The organism is Streptomyces hawaiiensis (genome assembly GCF_004803895.1).
In the GTDB taxonomy this organism is placed as follows: domain Bacteria; phylum Actinomycetota; class Actinomycetes; order Streptomycetales; family Streptomycetaceae; genus Streptomyces; species Streptomyces hawaiiensis.
On sequence record NZ_CP021978.1, the window covers coordinates 8,252,916 to 8,272,000 of the forward strand.

General features: G+C 72.2%; 17 protein-coding genes. 7 read left to right on the forward strand and 10 right to left on the reverse strand.

Annotation, left to right across the window (positions count from 1 at the left end; all coding sequences use genetic code 11):
- Nucleotides 1–239: 239 nt before the first annotated feature.
- From CEB94_RS37455 to CEB94_RS37465, 3 genes are all read left to right on the forward strand, one after another.
- Complete coding sequence (locus CEB94_RS37455) at nucleotides 240–3,335, forward strand: glycoside hydrolase family 2 TIM barrel-domain containing protein (protein WP_175436379.1); 3,096 nt, start codon at nucleotides 240–242, stop codon at nucleotides 3,333–3,335.
- 153 nt (nucleotides 3,336–3,488) lie between these two features.
- On the forward strand, nucleotides 3,489–5,732 hold the full coding sequence (locus CEB94_RS37460; protein ID WP_175436380.1) for a glycoside hydrolase family 9 protein: 2,244 nt from the start codon (nucleotides 3,489–3,491) through the stop codon (nucleotides 5,730–5,732).
- Between the two features lie 76 nt (nucleotides 5,733–5,808).
- Entirely contained in the window at nucleotides 5,809–6,600 is a 792-nt protein-coding gene (locus CEB94_RS37465) for an alpha/beta fold hydrolase (RefSeq protein WP_175436381.1), read from the forward strand.
- Here CEB94_RS37465 and qcrB read toward each other — a convergent pair.
- Nucleotides 6,560–8,074 (reverse strand): cytochrome bc1 complex cytochrome b subunit, encoded by a 1,515-nt coding sequence (qcrB, locus tag CEB94_RS37470; protein ID WP_175436382.1) that lies wholly within the window; start codon nucleotides 8,072–8,074, stop codon nucleotides 6,560–6,562. The genes CEB94_RS37465 and qcrB overlap by 41 nt on opposite strands.
- Entirely contained in the window at nucleotides 8,071–9,000 is a 930-nt protein-coding gene (locus tag CEB94_RS37475) for a sigma-70 family RNA polymerase sigma factor (RefSeq protein WP_175436383.1), read from the reverse strand. The genes qcrB and CEB94_RS37475 overlap by 4 nt, the downstream gene beginning before the upstream one ends.
- 176 nt (nucleotides 9,001–9,176) lie before the next feature.
- Here CEB94_RS37475 and CEB94_RS37480 point away from each other — a divergent pair, with 176 nt between their 5' ends.
- The 3 genes from CEB94_RS37480 (at nucleotide 9,177) to CEB94_RS37490 (ending at nucleotide 11,759) form a co-directional block, all read left to right on the forward strand.
- Nucleotides 9,177–9,422: a hypothetical protein gene (locus CEB94_RS37480; protein WP_062930854.1), complete on the forward strand. Its 246-nt coding sequence runs from the start codon at nucleotides 9,177–9,179 to the stop codon at nucleotides 9,420–9,422.
- 3 nt (nucleotides 9,423–9,425) lie between these two features.
- On the forward strand, nucleotides 9,426–9,803 hold the full coding sequence (locus tag CEB94_RS37485) for a toxin Doc (RefSeq protein WP_175436384.1): 378 nt from the start codon (nucleotides 9,426–9,428) through the stop codon (nucleotides 9,801–9,803).
- A 327-nt stretch (nucleotides 9,804–10,130) separates the two neighbouring features.
- Nucleotides 10,131–11,759, forward strand: coding sequence for an RICIN domain-containing protein (locus tag CEB94_RS37490; RefSeq protein ID WP_175436385.1), 1,629 nt, complete (start codon nucleotides 10,131–10,133; stop codon nucleotides 11,757–11,759).
- A gap of 58 nt (nucleotides 11,760–11,817) precedes the next feature.
- On the opposite strand, the gene CEB94_RS37495 is transcribed toward CEB94_RS37490, so the two are convergent.
- The 3 genes from CEB94_RS37495 to CEB94_RS37505 form a co-directional block, all read right to left on the reverse strand.
- The gene (locus CEB94_RS37495) at nucleotides 11,818–12,987 is read right to left on the reverse strand and encodes a lactate 2-monooxygenase (RefSeq protein ID WP_175436386.1); all 1,170 of its coding nucleotides are present in this window, start codon (nucleotides 12,985–12,987) and stop codon (nucleotides 11,818–11,820) included.
- An 82-nt stretch (nucleotides 12,988–13,069) separates the two neighbouring features.
- On the reverse strand, nucleotides 13,070–13,768 hold the full coding sequence (locus CEB94_RS37500) for an alpha/beta fold hydrolase (RefSeq protein ID WP_175436387.1): 699 nt from the start codon (nucleotides 13,766–13,768) through the stop codon (nucleotides 13,070–13,072).
- Nucleotides 13,769–13,801: 33 nt separating this feature from the next.
- Nucleotides 13,802–14,359 (reverse strand): hypothetical protein, encoded by a 558-nt coding sequence (locus CEB94_RS37505; RefSeq protein ID WP_175436388.1) that lies wholly within the window; start codon nucleotides 14,357–14,359, stop codon nucleotides 13,802–13,804.
- A 326-nt stretch (nucleotides 14,360–14,685) separates the two neighbouring features.
- Between CEB94_RS37505 and CEB94_RS37510 the strand changes: the two genes are divergently transcribed.
- Entirely contained in the window at nucleotides 14,686–15,120 is a 435-nt protein-coding gene (locus CEB94_RS37510; RefSeq protein WP_175436389.1) for a protease inhibitor, read from the forward strand.
- Nucleotides 15,121–15,283: 163 nt separating this feature from the next.
- Here the strand turns inward: CEB94_RS37510 and CEB94_RS37515 are convergent, their stop codons facing one another.
- The 5 genes from CEB94_RS37515 to CEB94_RS37535 form a co-directional block, all read right to left on the reverse strand.
- On the reverse strand, nucleotides 15,284–15,490 hold the full coding sequence (locus CEB94_RS37515; RefSeq protein ID WP_175436390.1) for a CDGSH iron-sulfur domain-containing protein: 207 nt from the start codon (nucleotides 15,488–15,490) through the stop codon (nucleotides 15,284–15,286).
- Entirely contained in the window at nucleotides 15,471–16,127 is a 657-nt protein-coding gene (locus CEB94_RS37520; RefSeq protein ID WP_246112038.1) for a HemK2/MTQ2 family protein methyltransferase, read from the reverse strand. Before CEB94_RS37520 ends, CEB94_RS37515 begins: the two co-directional genes overlap by 20 nt.
- Before the next feature lie 21 nt (nucleotides 16,128–16,148).
- Nucleotides 16,149–17,156 carry an iron-containing redox enzyme family protein gene (locus CEB94_RS37525; RefSeq protein WP_175436391.1) on the reverse strand — a complete coding sequence of 336 codons (1,008 nt, stop codon included), beginning with the start codon at nucleotides 17,154–17,156 and terminating at the stop codon, nucleotides 16,149–16,151.
- Nucleotides 17,157–17,807: 651 nt separating this feature from the next.
- Nucleotides 17,808–18,008 (reverse strand): hypothetical protein, encoded by a 201-nt coding sequence (locus tag CEB94_RS37530; RefSeq protein ID WP_175436392.1) that lies wholly within the window; start codon nucleotides 18,006–18,008, stop codon nucleotides 17,808–17,810.
- 49 nt (nucleotides 18,009–18,057) lie between these two features.
- Nucleotides 18,058–19,065 (reverse strand): Ppx/GppA family phosphatase, encoded by a 1,008-nt coding sequence (locus CEB94_RS37535; RefSeq protein ID WP_175436393.1) that lies wholly within the window; start codon nucleotides 19,063–19,065, stop codon nucleotides 18,058–18,060.
- Between the last annotated feature and the right edge of the window lie 20 nt (nucleotides 19,066–19,085).

Here is a 19,085-nt window from a genome sequence, read left to right on the forward strand (position 1 = left end):
GACACTCACAGTGAACAGGGAGGTCAGTTGAGTTCCAGCGTAGTCCGTAGGCGCCCGGCGTGGACCGGTAACCCCCGTGCCGCCTCCCCGGCGGGGGCAAGGCGCAAATCCGGCCGAAGCGACCCGTGAGACAGAAGGACGCTTCCGCACCCTTGACGGCCGTGTGTGACGCATCGACAGAATCTGTTTGTTCACGATTAGTTGTGAGTACTTCTGGGCCCTAATGAGGGAGAGCCGCCATGTCGGTCACTCGCAGATCGGTCTTGCTCGCCTCCGCGGCCGCGCCGGCGGCCGGAGCGCTGCTGGGCACCCCGGAGGCGTGGGCCGCCGGGGGGGCGCGCGGCGCGTCCGGCCGCCGGACCGTCGCACTGCGCGACGGCTGGCGCTTCGCGCTGGTGAACCCGGGCGGCCTCACCGACCCGACCGGTGCCTACGCCGACGCCCACCTTCCCGGCTACGACGACTCCCGGTGGCGCGAGACCGCCGTCCCGCACGACTGGAGCATCGAGCAGACTCCCACCACCGAGCACGGCACCACCAGCGGCACCGGCTTCCTGCCCGGCGGTCTCGGCTGGTACCGCCTGGCCTTCACCCTGCCGCCCGCCCTGGCCGGCAAGCGCGTCTCGGTGGAGTTCGACGGCGTCTACATGGACTCCACCGTCTACTGCAACGGCAAGGAGGCCGGGCGCCACCCCTACGGCTACACCGGCTTCGCTCTCGACCTCACCGACCTGGTCAACACCGACGGCACCACCGAGAACGTGATCGCCGTCAAGGTCCAGAACCAGCTCCCCAGCAGCCGCTGGTACTCGGGCAGCGGCATCTACCGCGAGGCCCGCCTGGTGATCACCGAGCCGGTGCACGTGGCCCGCTGGGGCACCCGCGTCACCACGTCCGAGATCTCCGCCGAACGTGCCGTCGTACGGGTCGGCACATCCGTCGTCAACGCCTCGGGCGCGGGCACGGACGTCGAGGTCGTCTCCCGGATCGTCGACCGCAAGGGCCGGACCGTCGCCCGTACCTCCACCACCGCGGCCGTCACCGGCGAGCGGACCGAGACCCAGGAACTCACGGTCCGGCGACCCGAGTTGTGGGACTTCGAGACACCCCACCGCTACACCCTGCACACCGAACTGCGCGTCGGCGGCAGAACCACCGACACCTACCGCACGGTCTTCGGCTTCCGCACCTTCCGCTTCGACCCGGACGAGGGCTTCTTCCTCAACGGCACCCACCACAAGATCAAGGGCGTCGACCTCCACCACGACCTGGGCGCGCTCGGCGCCGCCGTCAGCATCGACGCCGTCCGCCGCCAGATGGAGATCATGCGGTCCATGGGCGTCAACGCCCTGCGCACCTCCCACAACCCGCCCGCACCCGAGGTCATCCAGGTCTGCGAGGAGCTGGGCGTCGTCATGCTGGTGGAGGCGTTCGACTGCTGGCGCACCGGCAAGAACCGGTACGACTACGGCCGCTTCTTCGACGAGTGGTGCGAGAGGGACGCCACCGAGATGGTGCTGGCGGCCCGCAACTCGCCCGCCGTGCTGAGCTGGTCCATCGGCAACGAGGTCCCCGACTCCACCTCCACCGCGGGCCTCGCCATGGCCGACCGGATCATCGAGGCGATCAGGGCCGCCGACGACACCCGGCCGCTGGTCATCGGCTCCGACAAGTACCGCCGCCTGCCCGCCAAGGGCTCCGCGGCCGACCTGATGCTGGCCAAGCTGGACGGCCTCGGCCTCAACTACAACACCGCCAAGTCCGTGGACCAGCTGCACGCGGCCTACCCGCATCTGTTCCTCTTCGAGTCCGAGTCCTCCTCGGAGACCTCCACCCGCGGCGCCTACCAGGAGCCGGAGCACCTCAACACCGGTGAGAACCACACACCGGGCAGGCGCGCGACCTCCTCCTACGACAACAACCTCGCCTCCTGGACCATGAGCGGCGAGTACGGCCACAAGAAGGACCGGGACCGCAAGTGGTTCGCCGGGCAGTTCCTCTGGTCGGGCATCGACTACATCGGCGAACCCACGCCCTACGACGTCTTCCCGGTCAAGGCGTCCTTCTTCGGCGCGGTCGACACGGCGGGCTTCCCGAAGGACATGTACCACCTGTTCCGGAGCCAGTGGGTCAGCGAGCCGATGGTCCATCTGCTGCCCATGACGTGGAACCACGACAAGGGCGACATGGTCGAGGTCTGGGCGTACGCGAACGTCGACAGCGTCGAGCTGTACCTCAACGGAAAGTCCCTGGGCGTACGGCGGTTCGACACCAAGAAGACCGTCGACGGCCGCGCGTACCTGGAGACCACCGAGGCGACCGGCGACGACAAGACCTTCACCGACGGCCCCTACCCCGGCAGCTACACCAGCCCGAACGGCAGCGCCGGCAAGCTCCATCTGACGTGGAAGGTGCCCTTCGCGCCGGGCGAGCTGAAGGCCGTCGCACGGCAGGACGGCAAGGTGGTCGCCACCGACGTGCTGCGCACGGCCGGAGCGCCGCACGCGATACGCCTGAGCGCGGACCGCAAGTCCCTGGCCGCGGACGGCCGTTCCCTGGTCTTCGTGACAGCCGAGGTCGTCGACCGGCACGGTGTGGTGGTGCCCGACGCGGAGCACCTGCTCTCCTTCGAGGTGGCGGGCGGCTCCATCGCCGGGCTCGACAACGGCCGCCAGGAGAGCGCCGAGCGCTACCAGGCGAGCACCCGGACCGCCTTCCACGGCAAGGCCCTCGCCATCATCCGGTCCGGCACCAAGGCCGGCCCGGTGAAGGTGACGGCCCGCGCCGACGGTCTGCGCCCGGGCACGTCGACCGTACGCGGCATGCGGGCGGAGGACCGGGCCGAGACGGCCCCGGCCGTCTTCGAGCCCGAGCACCCGGCTCCCGTCGGCCACCCGCACGCGGACGCCAGTTACTCCGGACGTCCGGACACCCTGCCCGCCGCCATGCTCGACGGAGATCCCGCCACCGGCTGGTCCAACGGCTTCTTCAAGCAGGCCACGCCCCTGCTCCCCGCCTTCGACGGAGCGCGGGCCGAGGACTGGGTCTCGGTCGACCACGGGCGCACCCGCGGCTTCGACCGGGTGGACGTGTCCTTCACCGTGGACGCCACGCACAGCCTGCCCGCGGCGGTCGAGGTGGCGGTCTGGGACGGCCGCGCGTGGCAGGCCGCGCGGGACACCGAGATCGGCTGGGCCACCGCCTCCGACGCCCCCACCGTGATCACCTTCAAGGCCGTCCGCGGCTCCCGGATCCGGCTCACCCTGACGAGCCGCCACCCCGGCGAGCCCCGGGGCGCGATCCGCATCAGCCGGCTGGACGCCCCGGCCGTCTGAGCCCCCGGGCCCCACGGTCCGGACGGGCGGCGAACAGCCAGTCCCGTCCGGACCGTTGACGGGGCGTCACATCAGACACAACCATGGCCTGCGTCCGCATCTGGGAGCGCTCCCATCCCGAGCGCCACCCGCACCTCCCGGAGGAGCCCAGACGTGAAACGACGCAGAACCGCCCTGCTGTCCCTGACGGCCCTGCTGGCGACCGCGCTCACCGCGCTGCCCTCCGCGCCGGCCGGGGCCGAAGAGGTCGAGCAGGTCAGGAACGGTACCTTCGACACCACCACCGACCCCTGGTGGACGACCAGCAACGTCACCGCGGGCCTGTCCGACGGCCGGCTCTGCGCCGACGTCCCCGGCGGCACCGCCAACCGCTGGGACGCCGCCGTCGGGCAGAACGACATCACCCTGGTGAAGGGGGAGTCGTACCGCTTCTCGTTCAGTGCGACCGGGTCACCCGCCGGACATGTGGTGCGGGCGATCGTGGGCCTGTCGGTGTCGCCGTACGACACCTACCACGAGGTGTCACCGCAGCTCAGCGTCTCCGGCGACACCTACTCCTACACCTTCACCTCGCCCGTCGACACGGCTCAGGGCCAGGTCGGCTTCCAGCTCGGCGGCAGCGCGGACGCCTGGCGCTTCTGCATGGACGACGTCTCGCTGCTCGGCGGCGTGGCGCCGGAACCGTACGAGCCCGACACCGGGCCCCGGGTCCGCGTCAACCAGGTCGCCTATCTGCCGGGCGGGCCGAAGAACGCCACCCTGGTCACCGACGCCACGGCCAAGCTGCCCTGGCAGTTGAAGAACTCCGCCGGGACGGTGGTCGCCCGGGGCACGACCCTGCCGCGCGGGGTCGACGCCTCCTCCGGGCAGAACGTCCACTCGGTGGACTTCGGCTCGTTCCGCAGGAAGGGCACGGGCTTCACGCTCGTCGCCGACGGCGAGACCAGCCGGCCCTTCGACATCGACGCGAGCGCCTACGAGCGGCTCCGGCTGGACTCGGCGAAGTACTACTACACCCAGCGCAGCGGCCTCGCGATACGCGACGACCTGAGGCCCGGCTACGGCCGCCCGGCCGGTCACGTGGGCGTGGCACCCAACAAGGGCGACACCTCGGTGCCCTGCCAGACGGGCGTGTGCGACTACAGCCTCGACGTCAGCGGCGGCTGGTACGACGCCGGCGACCACGGCAAGTACGTCGTCAACGGCGGCATCTCCACCTGGGAGCTGCTGAGCACCTACGAACGCGCGCGGCACGCCCGCACCGGGCAGGCGGACAAGCTCGGCGACGGCACGCTCGCCATCCCGGAGAGCGGCAACAAGGTCCCGGACATCCTCGACGAGGCCCGCTGGGAGCTGGAGTTCCTGCTGAGGATGCAGGTGCCCGACGGCAAGCCGCTGGCCGGCATGGCCCACCACAAGATGCACGACGAGCAGTGGACCGGCCTGCCGCTGATGCCCCATGACGACCCGCAGAAGCGCGAGCTGCACCCGCCGTCCACGGCCGCGACCCTGAACCTGGCCGCCACGGCCGCTCAGGCCGCACGTCTCTACCGGCCCTACGACAAGACGTTCGCCGGCAAGGCCCTGGCCGCAGCCCGCAAGGCATGGTCGGCGGCGCTGGCCCACCCCGACCGCCTCGCCTCCGAGAGCGACGGCATCGGCGGCGGCGCCTACGCCGACAGCGACGTCAGCGACGACTTCTACTGGGCGGCGGCCGAGCTGTACCTCTCCACAGGGGAGAAGCAGTTCGAGGAGCATCTCCTGAAGTCCCCGGTCCACACGGTCGACCTCTTCAAGCCGATCGGCTTCGACTGGGCCCGCACCGGCGCGGCCGGCCGGCTCGACCTCGCCACGGTGCCCAGCAAGCTCCCGGGCCGGGACAAGGTGCGCCAGTCCGTGATCAAGGGCGCCGACCGCTACCTGGCCACCCTCAAGGCACACCCCTACGGCATGCCGTACGCACTGGACGGCAACACCTACGACTGGGGCTCCAGCCACCAGGTCCTCAACAACGCGGTCGTCCTGGCCACCGCGTACGACATCACCGGCGCCTCGAAGTACCGGGACGCAGCGCTGCAGAGCATGGACTACATCCTGGGCCGCAACGCGCTGAACATCTCCTACGTCACCGGCTACGGCGAGGTCAGCGCGCAGAACCAGCACAGCCGCTGGTACGCCCGCCAGCTCGACCCGAACCAGCCGGGCCCGCCGAAGGGCACCCTCGCGGGCGGGCCGAACTCGAGCATCCAGGACCCCTACGCACAGAGCAAACTCCAGGGATGCGTCGGTCAGTTCTGCTACATCGACGACATCCAGTCCTGGTCGACCAACGAGCACACGATCAACTGGAACGCCGCCCTGACCCGCATGGCCTCCTTCGTGGCGGACCAGGGGTAAGGACCGGACGGCGGTGCCGCGTGCCGGAGAAGTCCGCCGACAGGACTCCTCCGGCACGCGCGCGTAGCCTGGTGTCATGCCAGCGGTGCGGGTCGACGGCATCGAGGTCGCGTACGACCGGGCGGGCCGGGGCCCGCCCCTCGTGCTCGCGCACGGCGCCACGACGGACGCCCGGCTCTTCCGCGGCCAGTTCGAGGACCTGGCCGACGAGTTCACGGTCGTCGCCTGGGACGAACCGGGCGCCGGTCGCTCCTCCGACGTACCGCTCTCCTTCGCCCTGGCCGACTACGCCCGCTGTCTGGCGGCCGTCATCGACGACGTGGACCTCGGCCCGGCCCATGTCCTCGGCCTGTCCTGGGGCGGGACCGTCGTGCTGGAGCTGTACCGGAACCACCCAGCGCTCGTGCGGACGCTGCTCCTCGCCGACACTTACGCGGGCTGGAAAGGCTCGCTGCCCGCGGCGGAAGTGCGGTCCCGGGTCGAGGGGGCGGAACGGATGCTCGCGGTCCCGGCCGAGGCGTTCGCTCCGACCATGCCGGGCCTCTTCGCCGGGCAGCCACCCGCCGAAGCGGTACGCCTGCTGTCCGTGATGTCGGCCGACACCCGCCCCCGGAGCATGCGGACCGAGCTCACCGTCATGGCCGAGGCGGACCAGCGCGACCTGCTGCCGAAGATCGAGGTACCGACGCTCCTGCTGTGGGGTGAGCTCGACGCGCGCTCACCCGTGGAGCCCGTCGCCCACCAGTTCCTCGAAGCGGTCCCGCAGGCCACGCTGGTCGTGCTCCCCGGCATCGGGCACCTCAGCAACGTCGAGGCGCCGGAGCCGTTCAACCGGACCGTCCGGGAGTTCTGCCGCGCCCATTCCTGACCGGCCCGGCCACGGCCCGGCGCGGCTCGTGCCCGACGGGCTCCCCGGGCCGTTCATGCGCGGTCAGGGTGTGCAGCCGGGCCCGGTCGAGCGGCTCGTGCACCTCGACGTACTCGCCGTGCGGCAGCCGCTTGATCACCCCGGTCGGCCGGCCGTGCGCCACCAGCTCCCGGTCGCGCAGCTGCAGGCCGAGGCAGATCCGCCGGGTGACGGCGAACACGACCGCCGGGACGGCGAACACCGCGATCCGCACCGCCCACGTCACGGTGTTGATCGACAGATGGAAGCGGGTCGCCACGATGTCGTTTCCGCCGCCCGCCAGCAGCACCAGGTAGAGGCTGATCCAGGCCGCCCCGATCGCCGTGCGGACCGGCCGGTTGCGCGGCCGGTCCAGCAGATGGTGCTCGTCCCGGTCGCCGGTGAACCGGGCCTCCAGGAACGGATACACGCCGATGAAGAGCAGCAGCAGCGGGAACACAACGATCGGGATCAGCACGCCCAGCACCAGCGTGTGCCCCCACAGCGTGACCTCCCAGCCGGGCATGATCCGCACCAGGCCCTCGGCGAAGCCGAGATACCAGTCGGGCTGCGCGCCCGTGGACACCTGGTCGGCGCGGTACGGGCCGTACGACCACACCGGGTTGATCGTCGCCACCGCCGCCATCAGCGCGAGCACCCCGAACACCAGGAAGAAGAAGCCGCCCGCCTTCGCCAGGTACACCGGCATGAACGGGGCGCCCACGACGTTGCGTTCGGTGCGTCCGGGCCCGGCGAACTGGGTGTGCTTGTGGTACACCACCAGCAGGAGGTGAACGACGATCAGCGCCGCCATGACCCCGGGGATCAGCAGGACGTGCAGCGCGTAGAAGCGGGCCACGATGTCGTCGCCGGGGAACTCGCCGCCGAACAGGAACATCGCGAGGTACGTCCCCACGATCGGCACCGACAGCAGCGCACCGTGCACGAACCTCAGGCCCGTGCCCGACAGCAGATCGTCCGGCAGCGAGTAGCCGAACAGCCCCTCGAAGAGGCCGAGGAGGAGCAGCAGCCAGCCGAACAGCCAGTTGATCTCCCGCGGCCTGCGGAACGAGCCCGTGAAGAAGTGCCGCATCATGTGCGTCAGCATCCCGGCGACGAAGACCAGCGCCGCCCAGTGGTGCAGCTGCCGGATGAGCAGCCCGCCGCGCACGTCGAAGCTGATGTCCAGCGTGGACGCGTACGCCTCGGACATCCGTACACCGTTCAGCGGGACGTAACTCCCCTGGTACGTCACCTCGTTCATCGACGGGTGGAAGAACAGCGTCAGATACACGCCGGTGAGGACCAGCACCACGAAGCTGTACAGGCAGATCTCGCCCAGCAGGAACGACCAGTGGTCGGGGAACACCTTGCGCAGGTACTTCCTGCCCAGCGTGTGGATGCCGAGCCGGCCGTCGAACCAGTCGGCGAGACGCTCACCGCGTCCAGCGCTCACGCCGCCTCCCTGGGCAGGTGGGCGAGCTTGTCCGGGTTGGCCACCACATAGATGCCGCGCACCCGGTCGCCCTCCGGGGTGAGATCCAGGACCAGGACGGCGAACGGCGCGTCGCCGTCGAACAGCACCGCCGCGTCGTCGCCGTTCACCCGCCGGTAGCGCCAGACGGGGTGCTCCGGACCGCCCCGCCCGGACGTGAGCAGGCGGGCCACCTTGTCCCGGCCGTGCACCGGGCGCAGGCCCGCCCGCCGGCGCTTGCCGCCCGCGTCCGTCCACGCGGTGACGTCCGGCGCGAGGACCTCCATCAGCTCGGCGATGTCCCCGCCGAGCGCCGCCCGCACGAACCGCTCGGTCGCCTCCCGCCGCACCCGCGGATGCGCCTCGTACCGCGGCCGCCTCGCGTGCACGTGCTCCCGGGCCCGGTGCGCCAGCTGCCGTACGGCGGCGGGGGAGCGGTCGATGATCTCCGCGATCTCGGCATGCGGGTAGCCGAACACCTCGCCCAGCACGAACACGGCCCGTTCCAGCGGCGTCAGCGACTCCAGGACCACCAGCATCGCCAGCGACACCGACTCCGAACGCAGGGCCGGGTCCTCGGCGGTCTCGGTGTCCGCACCGACCAGCGGCTCGGGCAGCCACGGGCCGACGTACGTCTCCCGCCGGCGGCTGATCACGGCACGGCGGCGCAGCGCGTGGTTGACCGCCACCCGGACGAGATAGGCGCGCGGATTGTCGACCCCGGCCAGAGGAGAGCCCCCGCCCCGGGCCGTCCAGGAGAGCCATGTCTCCTGCAGGACGTCCTCGGTGTCGGCGACGCTGCCGAGCATGTTGTAGACGACGCCGAACAGCAGCTCGCGATGGTCGACGAACACCCCGGTCGCCGCGTCGAGCGGGGCGTCGGTGCCGGGTACGGAGATCTCGGTCATGCGTGGGCCTCCCGTTGAAACGCGCTCACTACTGCGAGCCGGGCAGGGCCCCGGAATGTGACATCGCACGGTCCGATGTGACCCACATCTCAGGCGGCCGTCTCTTCGGTACCGTCCGGAGCCCTTCCTGACCTGGGGATATTTACGAGTCAGTACCCGAGCGGTACCGTGAAGGCATGCCAGCTCTCAACGTGGAGTTCAGCGACCGCGAACTTGAGGACCTCAGGCAGATCGCCAAGGAGCGCGGTACGTCCATGAAGGCGCTCGTGCGGGAGGCGGCCGCGGCCGACATAGCCCGCCACCGGGCCCTGCAGGAGGGCGCGGAGGCCTTCCGCCGGTTCTTCTCCACCCACGCCGACGAGTTCGCCGCCGCGTTCCCCGACGACGAACCGCCCGCCAAGGGCGAAGGGCGGGCCGCCTGACCCATGGCGCCCCTGATCCATATCGACGTGCCCTGGCTGCTTCAGCGCCACGAAGAGGTCCTGCCGGACCAGCCCACCGTCAACGACTTCTCCGCGCTGGTCGCCGCCGTCGCGCGGCACCGCGTCGACCCGCCGCGCCTCGGGGTGAACTCCGACCCGGCCTGGCGGGCCGCCGCGCTGCTGCACACCATCACCGTGCTCCGGCCGCTGCCCTCGGCCAACGCCCGCTTCGCCTGCGCGACCGCCGTGGCGTACATGTTCGTCAGCGGCGTCGGCATCGACCCGCCCTACGGCGCCCTCGTCGACCTCGCCCGCGATCTGCTGTCCGGCACCACCGACGTCTACGGTGCGGCGGACCGGCTGCGCTCCTGGCAGATCTGAGGAACGGATCCGGTGCCCGATTCACGCGGGCCGCAGGGAAATGTCGAAAACAGGTGCGAGCTGCGCACACGCGTTCCCGTTTCTGACTTTCTGTCAATGGCGGGGATGTTGTCCGGGCGCCTTGTTGGCCGTGTGGGGGTTGTGCAAGAGTGAAACACGCGTGCGGGGGGAATCGCCGGGTGTCGCACGTGATTTGTGGACCACGACCGATTCACCGTCGGTGAATTCTCACCTCCCGCGCCGCGCCAAAGAGGGTACGCACCAACCGGGCTCCTTTTTCGGCGGCATGACTCCTGTGTGTCACATGCGTGGGAAGGAACCATCTCAGTGCCCACCCCCCACCCCCCTCGCCCCCCGTATCCCCCGCCCGGCGGGGATCCCGGGGAATCCGATGAATCACTCGCCGCCCCGCTGAGAGGCAGTCCGGAGGGCGAGGTCGCCGCCCATTCCGTCGCACTGCTGATGGCGCGGCACTACCAGCCGGTGCACGACTACGCGGTCATCTGTCTCGCCTCGTCGGCGCAGGTCGCCGCGATGGTGACCGGGACCGCCTTCCACCGGACCCTCAACCGCCTCGCCTTCGGCGACTCCGCCGTCGCACTGCGCCCGGCCCTTCTCGTGACCGTGCGCGACACGATCCGCGAGTGGTCCGGCGACGAACGAATATCGGCCGTTCTGCCCGCGTTGCAGAAACCGGCCGGAGGGCGCGGGCTGCGCGCGGCGACGTCCATGACGCCCGATAATCGCACCCTCGCGGAGCGGGCATTCCAGGCACTTCCCGCGGCCTCGCGTTGTTTGCTCTGGCATGTCGAGGTCGAGGCAGATCCTTTAAGCGTCCCGGCCGGACTGCTGGGCATGGACACCGATCTCGCGTCGGCGACCCTCGAACAGGCCCGGGACACATTCCGTGAAGGCTGTGTACACGCCCATCGTGAACTCGCGCCGACCCACGACTGCCGGTTTTACAACCGTCTCCTCGACGTCCCGATCCGCCGGGGTGGCGCACTGCTGCCGGACGTCCAGCAGCATCTGGCGGAGTGCCGCTACTGCCGTAACGCGGCGGAACAACTAAGCCATTTCGAGGGCCCGCTGGGGCCGCTGATCGCCGAGGCGGTGCTCGGCTGGGGCGCCCGCCGCTACCTCGACTCGCGCCCGGGACGCGCGTCGCACGGCACCCGGGGCGTTCGCGCCGACCGGCGCGGTGGCGGACGGCGGGGCGGCGGACGGTACGGGTTGCTGTCCCGGCTCCCTGTGCCCGCCCGCCGGGTTCCGGAGGCGCTGCGCTCCTCGCGGGCGCTGCTCTCGGGCGTCGGCGCGGTCTCGGCCGGGGTACTGGCGACGTTGCTCACCATCAGCGCGTCGTCCCACGACGGCGGCAAGGCCGACCCGGCCGGCTCCAACAGCGCCGCCGACGGCGGCAAGGGCTCCCCGTCGGTGACGCCGCCCGGTACCGCCGGGCTTCCCGCGGCACCGGGTGTGACGCGGCTGCGCAACGCCGGCGCCGATCTGTGCCTCGACATCCGGGACCTGCCGAAGGAGGGCTCCGGCACGAAGCTGGCGCAGTGCTCGACGGTGTGGACCCAGCAGTGGACGTACGAGGACGACGGGCTGCTGCGCAGCGTCGCCGATCCCGGGCTGTGTCTGGACTCCCACAAGGACGCCGGTGTCGTCGTCCTCGGCACCTGCGCCGACGAGGATGCCGAGCGGGGCGACGACGTGCGCTACGACCTCACCGTGCAGGGGGAGCTGCTGCCCCGCTGGGACGAGCAGCTCGCCCTCACCCCGGCCGACGACGACCCGGGCGCCGACATCGTCGTCAAGGTCCGCGACCGGTCCTCCGACGCCCAGCGCTGGCAGCCGGAGCCCCTGCCGTCGGCGGAGGGCTCTTTGTCGATCGAGGAGCCGGACGACCCGGCCGCCCGCCAGGTGACACTGACCGACGGCAGCACCGCGTGACGACGGGCCGGGGGGCCTGAGCGGGGCTGCGCGGCGAACGCGCCGCGCGGCCCACCCGTCAGGCCGGATCCTCGACGAGGTCGGCCGGGCCGATCGTGCTCGGTGTCGCATGCCCCGAGAGGGCCAGCGTGAGGTCGAGTTCGGCGAGCAGGCAGCGGATGACGTGTTCGACGCCGGACCGGCCGTCGAGGCCGAGCCCGTAGACGTACGGACGGCCGACGAGGACCGCGCGGGCGCCGAGGGCGAGGGCCTTGAAGATGTCGTCACCGGTGCGGACGCCGCTGTCGAAGAGGACGGTGAGCCGGTCGCCGGCCGCCTCCGCGACGCGGGGGAGGGCGTCGGCCGCCGCGACGGAGCCGGCCACCTGGCGGCCGCCGTGGTTGGAGACGACCACGCCGTCCATGCCCGCGTCGGCGGCCCGTCGCGCGTCGTCCGGGTGCAGGACGCCCTTGAGGACGATCGGGCCGTCCCAGTTCTCCCGCAGGAACGCAAGGTCCGGCCAGCTCTTGGCCGGGTCGGAGAACATGCCGACGAAGTGCATCACGGCCGCCTTCGGATCCTCGTGCACCGGCTTGGCCAGACCCGCCTGGAAGGCCGGGTCGGAGAAGTAGTTGGCCGTGCCGACCCCGTGCAGGAACGGCAGGTACGCCTGGTCGAGATCGCGCGGCCGCCAGGACAGCAGCGGCGTGTCCAGGGTGACGACCAGCGCGGTGTAGCCGGCCGCCTTCGCCCGGCCCAGGAAGCTGCGGGCCACCTCCGGGTCCTTCGGCCAGTACAGCTGGAACCAGCGCTCGGCGTCGCCCATCGCCTCGGCGACCTGCTCCATGGGCGTGCTGGACGCGGACGACAGGATGTACGGCACGCCCTGCGCGGCGGCGGCCCGGGCCGCGGCGGACTCGGCGTCCGGGTGCATGATCGACAGTACGCCGACCGGGGCCAGCGCGAGGGGGGCGGGGAGGGCCCGGCCCAGCACCTCGACCGACAGATCCCGCTCGTGCACGTCCCGCAGCATGCGCGGCACGATCCGGCGGCGCTCCAGGGCCGCCCGGTTGGCGCGGGCCGTACTGCCGTTGCCCGCGCTGCCCGCCACATAGCCGACGGGGCCGGGCCCGAGCCGCTGCTCGGTGAGCTCCTCCAGCCGGGTCAGATCGGTGGGCAGCCGCGGTACGGCACCCGCCATCCCGTTCAGATAGATCTCGTACTGGAAGTCCGCCCAGTGCTTGCCCACCGTACGCCCCGCCTCTCGTCGTCTCCTCGTCGAGACCGTGCCGTACGGCCGACGATACCGAGCGGTATGCGCTCCCGGTGGATCAGGGCCGGGCCGCCGCCGTGTGCAGCACACGGGCCAGGGCGCGCGGCTGCGAGAACATCGGCCAGTGCCCGGTGTCCAGCTCCACCAGCTCCCAGCTGTCGCTCTTGAGGGCCGCGGCGACCGCCGGCACCGGCTCGTCCCCGTCGAGGAGGCACTTCACGTACGTCGCCGGGAGCTCGGCGAGGGGGCGGGCGAGGACGGCCTGTTCGGTGAGTGTGACACCGGGGTGCGGGGTCGAGCCGCCCACGATGCGGGCGATCTGCTCGTCCGTCAGCCCCTGCCCCGCGTAGTCCGGCGGGCCGAGCGGCGGCCAGTACCCGTCGTGATCGGCGATCGCCTGCCGGACATGCCCGCTCGGCCAGCCCGACAGGAACGACTCCCCGTCCTCCGGCACGTTCGCGTCGACGAACACCAGGCGCCGCAGCCGGTCGCCGATCCGCTCGGCGGCCTGCCCCACCGGGATGCCCGCGTAACTGTGTCCGACCAGGACGACCTCCCGCAGGTCGAGACGCTCCACCTCCCCGACGATGTCCCGGACGTGCGTCCGCTGTCCGGCCGGCTGTGTGCCGCGCTTCTCCGCGAGGCCCGACAGCGTCAGCGCGTGGACGTCGTGCCCGGCGTCGCGCAGCTCCCCGGCCACCTCGTCCCATGCCCACGCCCCGAGCCATGTCCCTGCCACCAGTACGAAGTCGGTCATGCGGGCAACGTAGCCGCAGGGTCTGACAAGTGGTCACTCCCGGTCGTCAGCGCCTGGTGCGGGGTCCGGCTCGGTGTCCGGACCCTGGGCCCTGACCCGCTGCACGTGTTCCAGCGAGTCGCGCAACTCCGCGAGCCAGTCGTCCGTATGCCGCTGCACCAGGCGCACGCACCAGGCCAGCGCGTCGCTGCGGCTGCGGGCCACGCCGCCGGCGATCAGGGTGTCGAGGACCTGGCGCTCCGGCTGGCGCAGCCGCGTCATGACCGGCGCGGCCACGTGCGTGAAGAGCGTCCGCCGCCCACCGCACTCCACACCCCAGGACACCTTCCGGCGGAACCGGTGCTCGGCCTCCCGGGCCACGGCCATCCGGTCCTCGCGGGTGCGCTCCCGGAACTCCTGCGCCCGGCTCTCCAGGGCCGCCTCCCGTTCGGTGGCCGGGGCGTCCTCGGCCAGCCGGGGCGCGGGGATGCGGCCGACCACCAGGATCTCCTCGCGGTCGACCGTGAGCTCGGTCAGTTCCTCGAAGAGGTCGTCGGGCAGGCGGCCTGCGAACCAGCCGCGAAGCTTCTCTCTCTGCTCATTCGTAATCATGTAATGACGATTACTCGGCCGATCCATGAACACAAGGGGTCGCCGAACGGTCGGCCGAGAGCGGAATCGGAATGTTTCAGGCCTATTAACGAGCGCACGGAAATCAGCCATCTGGCCGCTTCGTGCCCCCGGGGACCGCGCAGTTACGGGCTTCCCGCGTGCGGATTCCGTAACTTCGCGCCACTGATTCAATACGCAATGTTACTGAAACCCGTGGGGTCGATGTGTGTTTCCGCTGTGGACTCGGCAGACTCGCGCTCGCCGCTCCGGGCACCGACCGAGCACGGGCCGGCACACCCTGTCATCGATGCGGAAGGATGCACACAATGCGGAACACCGCGCGCTGGGCCATGACCCTCGGCCTGACGGCCACCGCCGTCTGCGGACCCCTCTCCGGGGCCGCCCTCGCCACCCCGGGTCAGGCCCCCACCGCGCTCTACGCCCCGTCGGCCCTCGTCCTCACGGTGGGCCACGGTGAGAGCGCGATCGCAGCGACTCCGGAACGCGCGGTCACCCTGACCTGTGCCCCGACGCCCGCCGGCACGCACCCGGCGGCCGGCCCGGCCTGCGCGGAACTGCGCGGCGTCGGCGGGGACTTCGACGCCCTCACCGCGAAGGAAGGCGTGTGGTGCACCAAGCAGTACGACCCCGTGGTCGTCACCGTCGACGGCGTCTGGCAGGGCAAGCGCGTCTCCTACGAGCGCACCTTCTCCAACGACTGCATGAAGAACGCCTACGGAACGGGCGTCTTCTCCTTCTGAGAGGGCCGATCCCACAGACCGGGATCGCGCTGAATCCGTGAAGCACAGCGGGCCGTGGCTGGGGAGCCGGGCCGTTGTCACGGGAAGCCGCGATCTCGCGCGAGGGGGCCGGCGGGCGGAGTGGGGCCGCCCGCCGGCCTCTGGGTTTTCTACGCCCGGCGCCTCACGCCCGGTCGCGGTGGCTGGTGTCGCACCACGGGTAGCGGCGGCTGCGGCGGCAGGTGCACAGGGCCACGCGGAAGCGGTCGGAGGTGACGACGGAGCCGTCCTCCAGCTCCACCTCCACCGGGCCCTCCATCAACAGCGGGCCCTTGCGCTGGACGGCCACGCGGCGAGGTGCGGCGGGCCGGTCAGACGGGGAGTTCGGCACGGACGACCACCAGCTCTTCCTTGTCATCGGCGGCGGACAGCAGTCCCCGCTCCCGCAGCCAGCGTTCCCGGCCGCGCAGCACCGGCCCGAGCGCGATCCGGCGCCGGCGGGTCACGGCGGCCTTCAGGCCGGCCGCGCGCAACTGCCCGACGGTCAGGTCCGGGCCGCTGAGCGCCGACTGCACGAGCAGCAGCACCCCGCCCGGCCGCAGCAGACCGGGCGCCTCCCGGCAGATCCGGTCGACGACCAGCCGCCCGTCTCCGCCCGCGTCCCAGGCCCGGGCCGCGCCCCGCGGCGGCCTGCGATGACCGTCGGGCGCCGGCACGTACGGCGGATTGGCCAGGATCAGATCGAACGTTTCTTCGCGTACGGGTTCGAAGAGGTTCCCGTGCCGGATGCGGACCGGGAGCCCCGCCAGCCGGGCGTTCAGCCGCGCGGCCCACACGGCGCTCCAGGACACGTCCACGGCGGTCACACGGCTGCCGCGGCGCGCGGCCTCCAGGGCCAGGGCGCCGCTGCCGGTGCCTACGTCGAGGACCTCCGCGCCCGGCGGCAGCGGCTCGTCGGACAGGGCACCGGCCAGCAGCTCGGTGTCCTCCTGCGGGGCGTACACGCCCGGGGGTACCAGTGCAGTCACGGACGCCGGGTACCCCGGCCATCAGGAGATATGAGTTGCTTCCCGGGCCAGCGGTTCACGCAGTGACGAACGTGACGCACGCCAGTCGGTGAGGAGCCTGGCGCCGAAGCGTTCCTCGACGAACTCGGTGGCGTCGACGCCGAAGGCGACGTCCGGGGCGAGATGCGGCTCCCGTTCCAGCAGCCCGCCGATGACGTCGTGACGCACCACCTGCTCGTGGACGGCGTCGGCTTCGACGTGCTCGTCGTAGAAGTGCTCGGCCGCCGGCCCCGCACCCGTGCGGCGCATCGCCTCGGCGAGCCGCCGCGACCCCGGCGACGAGGTGATCTCGACCGTCGCGAAGTGGCCCACCAGGGCGCCCCTGAGCGCCCGGTGCAGCCCGAAGAGGGACATCATGTTCACGGTGACCAGGGCCTCGGCGGACGCCGCGTCGAGATAGCGGCCGTACGTGGTGTCCAGGCCCAGGTCCGTCATCAGGTCGGCGAACAGGACGGCGTGCACGCGGTCGGCGCGGCCGCCGCCCCACTCGTCGAACTCCACCGCCGCCATCGCCGCCTTCGCCCGGCCGTACAGTCGCGGCAGCACCCAGGCGTGCGGGTCCGCCTCCTTGAGGTGGTAGAGGGAGCGCTGGGCCGCGTACTCACGCACCTGCCACAGCTCGCCCTCGTCCCGCAGGAAGTGGGTGACGCCCGTGCCCTCGACGGGCTCGACCAGCAGGCCGGCCAGTGCCTCGTCCACGCTGTCGTGGACGTGCGCGTCGGTGCGCAGCGCGGACAGGAAGCGGTGCTCCATGGCCGCGCGGACGCGCAACAGGTCGGGGTCCCACTCGCGCTCCGGGGGGACACCCGCGAAGCCGCGGTAGTGCAGCTCATAGCAGAGGTAGAGGGCGAGCTGGAGGTCGTCGCCGTACACCTCGGCGCGGGCGACGTCCTCGAGGCGGGGCAGGCGGCCGACGCCTCGCAGACAGGCGTCGACCCCCCTGCTCAGCGGGCCGCGCGGGGTCGGCAGTCGTGGTCCTTCGTGCTCCATGAGGGCCGGGTACCCGCCCGGCGGCCGAGGTCACCCGCCGTACGTAGGGCACGGCCCCGCCGGACGGGGCGTGGTCCCGCCGGGCGGACACGGTCCGGCCGGGCGGGCGCGGCCGCTCGGGTCGCTGCGGCCGGCACCCCGGGGCCGCTCGGCGCCGGGGGTGTGGCCCCGTCGGGCGGGGCGTGGCCCGTCGGACGGAGCGTGGCCTCGCCGGAGGGGGCGTGGTCCCGCTGGACGGGGCGTGGTCCCGCCGGGCGGACACGGTCCGGCCGGGCGGGCGCGGCCGCTCGGGTCGCCGCGGCCGGCACCCCGGGGCCGCTCGGCGCCGGGGTGTGGCCCCGTCGGGCGGGGCGTGGCCCGTCGGACGGAGCGTGGCCTCGCCGGAGGGGGCGTGGTCCCGCTGGACGGGGCGTGGTCCCGCCGGGCGGACACGGTCCGGCCGGGCGGGCGCGGCCGCTCGGGTCGCTGCGGCCGGCACCCCGGGGCCGCTCGGCGCCGGGGGTGTGGCCCCGTCGGACGGAGCGTGGCCTCGCCGGAGGGGGCACGGTCCCGCCGGGCGGGGCGTGGTCCCGTCGGACGGACACCGCCCCGCCGGGCGGGCGCGGCCGATCGCGCCGCCGCGGCCGGCAGCCCGGGGCCGCGCGGCGCCCGTCAGTCCCCCTCGGACTCCTCCTGCGCACGCGCATTGGGCGTGATGGCCTCACCGGCCTCGCCCCGGTGGCGGCGCTGCCCGGCGGAGTCCCTGGTGCGGTTCTCGGCGTCCTCGACCTCCCGCAGCACCTCCTCGAGCGCCGTCTCGGGCGGCTTGCCGTGCTGGTCCTCGTCCCGGTCGTGGTCCTTGTGCTGGGACACGGGGGTCTCCTTCCTTCGTTCGGTACGTCCGGCCACGGCTGTGGGCGGTTCAGGTGGAGGCTGCGGCGATGCGCAGCGGCACCGGATCGGGCGGGACGGCCTCCGCGCTGCGGCGGGCGACCTCCGCCCACCAGGAGGGGCCGTCCTCGATGTGGCGCAACAGCACGCCCTCGCGGATCGCCCAGGGGCAGACCGTGACGGCCTTGATGCCGGTCAGCTTCAGTGCCGTGTGCCCGACCACGGCTCCCGCCAGGCTCTGTGCGGCGCGCGGTGCGGAGATGCCGGGCAGGTGCGCGCGTTCGGCGGCGGGCAGTGCGGACAGCTGCGTGATGGCCGCCCGCAGCTCGGAGCGGTGCATCTGCCGGTCCACGAACGGGCCGTGGCGACCGGGCGCCGCGCCGCACAGCCGTCCCAGCTGCTGGAAGGTGCGGGAGGTGGCGACCGCGGTGCGCGGGCCCTCCCAGCGGATCCGTGCCGCGACGTCCCGCAGCTGATGGCGGACCTTGCGGCGCAGTGCCCGCACCCGCTCCGGTGACGGCGGGTCCTCGTCCTCGAAGAACTCGTGCGTCAGCCGCCGTGCGCCCAGCGGCAAGGACGCCACGAAATCGGGCAACCGACCGCGTCCGAAGGCGACTTCGAGCGTGCCGCCACCGATGTCGAGCAGGGCGAGCGGCCCCGACCGCCACCCCATCCAGCGCCGGGCCCCGAGAAACGTCAGTTCGGCCTCGACCTCGCCCGGCAGGGTGCACAGGTCCATGCCCGTACGGTCGTGGACGGTGCGCAGCACCTCGTGCCGGTTCGGCGCGTTGCGGACCACCGCGGTCGCGAACGCCAGCGGGCCGGTCGCACCCCATCGGGTCGCGGTCCGGCTCGCCTCGGCGACCGCGTCGACGAGCTGTTCCACGGCCTGCTTCGGGATGGGTCCCCCCGGTGTGACCTGCTCGGACAGCCTGAGCCGCCACTTGGCGGTGTGCACGGGCAGCGGCACCCCGTCCGCCGCGTCCGCGACCACAAGTCTGACCGTGTTCGATCCCACATCCACCACGCTGATTCGCATGGGCGGTGGGTACCCATTTA

Excerpts from the sequence above, each read along its gene's own strand:
- CEB94_RS37455 (WP_175436379.1), top strand. The coding sequence starts at position 240 with ATGTCGGTCACTCGCAGATCGGTCTTGCTCGCCTCCGCGGCCGCGCCG.
- CEB94_RS37465 (WP_175436381.1), top strand. The coding sequence starts at position 5,809 with ATGCCAGCGGTGCGGGTCGACGGCATCGAGGTCGCGTACGACCGGGCG.
- CEB94_RS37475 (WP_175436383.1), bottom strand. The coding sequence starts at position 9,000 with ATGACCGAGATCTCCGTACCCGGCACCGACGCCCCGCTCGACGCGGCG.
- CEB94_RS37480 (WP_062930854.1), top strand. The coding sequence starts at position 9,177 with ATGCCAGCTCTCAACGTGGAGTTCAGCGACCGCGAACTTGAGGACCTC.
- CEB94_RS37485 (WP_175436384.1), top strand. The coding sequence starts at position 9,426 with ATGGCGCCCCTGATCCATATCGACGTGCCCTGGCTGCTTCAGCGCCAC.
- CEB94_RS37500 (WP_175436387.1), bottom strand. The coding sequence starts at position 13,768 with ATGACCGACTTCGTACTGGTGGCAGGGACATGGCTCGGGGCGTGGGCA.
- CEB94_RS37505 (WP_175436388.1), bottom strand. The coding sequence starts at position 14,359 with ATGATTACGAATGAGCAGAGAGAGAAGCTTCGCGGCTGGTTCGCAGGC.
- CEB94_RS37510 (WP_175436389.1), top strand. The coding sequence starts at position 14,686 with ATGCGGAACACCGCGCGCTGGGCCATGACCCTCGGCCTGACGGCCACC.
- CEB94_RS37525 (WP_175436391.1), bottom strand. The coding sequence starts at position 17,156 with ATGGAGCACGAAGGACCACGACTGCCGACCCCGCGCGGCCCGCTGAGC.
- CEB94_RS37535 (WP_175436393.1), bottom strand. The coding sequence starts at position 19,065 with ATGCGAATCAGCGTGGTGGATGTGGGATCGAACACGGTCAGACTTGTG.